Here is a 1,716-nt window from a genome sequence, read left to right on the forward strand (position 1 = left end):
CCATGGCTGCAGAGGGCTATACGCGGATCTCAAACAAGCCTGCCATCGTGTGTGTCACCTCCGGACCGGGAGCCACTAATGCCATGACAGGTGTACTCGGTGCTTGGCTCGATTCCATCCCCATGATTGTGCTGTCGGTGGCGATCCTGGTGTCGATGCTGGTGTCGCTGACCACCACGCCGACGCTCGCCGCAGCCTTGTTGAAGCCGGCTGGCAAAGCTCGTCGCGCAGGCCGATTGGCAAGGGCACTGCGGCGCGGTTACCGGCATTCGCTGCAATGGACTTTGCGCCACCAGCCGCTGGCGCTGCTGGTGCTGATCGGCGTCATCAGCCTCAACGTCTACCTGTATGGCGTGATCCCGAAGGCCTTCTTCCCCGAGCAGGACACGGGCGTGCTGACCGGCAGCGTCAAGGCCGATCAGGGCAGTTCCTTCCAGCTGATGCAGCAGCGACTCGATCGCTTCATGGCGATCATCCGCACCGATCCGGCGGTGGCCAATGTCATCGGTTCCACCGGTGGCGGCAGCGGTGGCGGCAGCGCGCAACGCAATACGGCGAGTTTCTTCATCTCGCTGAAGCCGCGTACCCAGCGCGAGCCGGCGGAGACGGTGATCACTCGCCTGCGTGCCCGGCTGGCGCACGAACCGGGTGCTCGGCTGACCTTGGTGCCGGTACAGGACATCCGCATCGGCGGCCGGCAGTCCGATGCCCAGTACCAGTACACCTTGCAGGCCGATGACGTTGCCACCCTGCGCACCTGGGAGCAGAAGATCCGCAAGACGCTGACCCAGCTGCCCGAGCTCACCGACGTCAGCACCGATCAGCAGGACACTGGCCTGCAGACGTCGCTGAACGTCGACCGTGACGCGGCATCGCGCCTTGGCGTGACCATGGCCAATCTCGACAGCACCCTCAACGATGCCTTCGGCCAGCGCCAGGTCGGTGTCATCTACAACCCGCTGAACCAGTACCGGGTGGTGATGGAGCTGGCGCCGCAGTTCCTCGAAGGCCCGCAGACGCTGCAGCGCTTGTACGTGACCAGCAACACCGGCGCCCAGGTGCCGCTGTCGGCATTCGCCACGGTCGAGACCACCAACACGCCGCTGGCGGTCAACCATCAAAGCGGTGTGCCGGCAGCGACGATCAGCTTCAACCTGCCGCCCGGAGGTTCACTGTCGACCGCTACCGATGCGATCGTCACCGCCGTCGCCCGGATGGCGCCGCCGGCTTCGGTGCGCGGCAGCTTCGCCGGCACCGCCAACGCCTTCAAGGCTTCGCTGGCGACCCAGCCGCTGCTGATCCTGGCGGCGATCGTCAGCATCTATCTGGTGCTCGGCATCCTCTACGAAAGCCTGATCCACCCGATCACCATCCTGTCGACCCTGCCCTCGGCCGGCATCGGCGCGCTGCTGGCCTTGATGCTCTGCGGCCGAGACTTTTCGATCATCGCCTTGATCGGCGTGATCCTGCTGATCGGCATCGTCAAGAAGAACGCGATCATGATGATCGACGTCGCCATCGTCCGGCAGCGGGAGTCGGCCATCGGCGCCGGTGCCGCGATCTACCGAGCGGCGAGCCTGCGCTTGCGGCCGATCCTGATGACCACCTTCGCGGCGATCTTCGGCGCCGTGCCGCTGGCGCTGGGCCGCGGCGATGGCGCTGAGCTGCGCCAGCCGCTCGGCATCGCCATCGTCGGCGGGTTGATCCTCAGCCAGC

General features: G+C 65.9%; 2 pseudogenes. Both read left to right on the forward strand.

Features of this window, described 5'->3' with window-relative positions:
- Positions 1-2 precede the first annotated feature (2 nt).
- Positions 3-83 (forward strand): annotated as a pseudogene (locus QZY06_RS22160) (thiamine pyrophosphate-binding protein); the annotation flags it as partial.
- A gap of 42 nt (positions 84-125) precedes the next feature.
- A pseudogene (locus tag QZY06_RS07180) lies at positions 126-1,716 on the forward strand (efflux RND transporter permease subunit); the annotation flags it as partial.

The organism is uncultured Nevskia sp., from assembly GCF_903885465.1.
Classification (GTDB): domain Bacteria; phylum Pseudomonadota; class Gammaproteobacteria; order Nevskiales; family Nevskiaceae; genus Nevskia.